We start from the raw sequence: 472 nt of genomic DNA on the forward strand, positions 1-472 counted from the left end.
CAGGATCAAACACGTCTATCGGAGCTACCGGGCCACCTACCATTGGCCAGACCAGATAACGGTCATGGGTCCAGTCAGTGCTCAGGTAGTCCAGACCCATAAGCATGCTGTGGCGCATTTCACCGGTGTTGAAGACCACCTTGAACTGGTTATCCACCGCAATGCTGTCCAGATCGCCTTCACCACGAACCGCGCGACGGTCCATAGTCCGCTCATCCGCCAACAGGCCACCATTGGTGAAGGTCGCAGACACCACGGTCTCGAACAGGGATTCCACGTGGTTGTACTTGGCATTCTGGCGGAATGACCAGGCATCATTGATGTAGTGAGTCAGGTCATAGCCAATGGCCCACTGCTCACGGTCATAGGTATTCCAGTCCGGCTCCCCCAGGAACGTGCTGCGATCAATATAGCCGAAAGGAGTCGGCTCCAGCATGCCCTTGATTGGGGAAAACTGGAACGTAGAGCCGCC

The 472-nt window shown here is 56.1% G+C and carries 1 protein-coding gene; it reads right to left on the reverse strand.

Going from position 1 to position 472, the window contains the following annotated elements:
• A partial coding sequence (locus A3730_RS08990) for a TonB-dependent receptor domain-containing protein (protein ID WP_156501101.1) occupies positions 1-472 on the reverse strand: 472 nt, incomplete at both ends.

The organism is Alcanivorax sp. HI0044 (assembly GCF_001634945.1).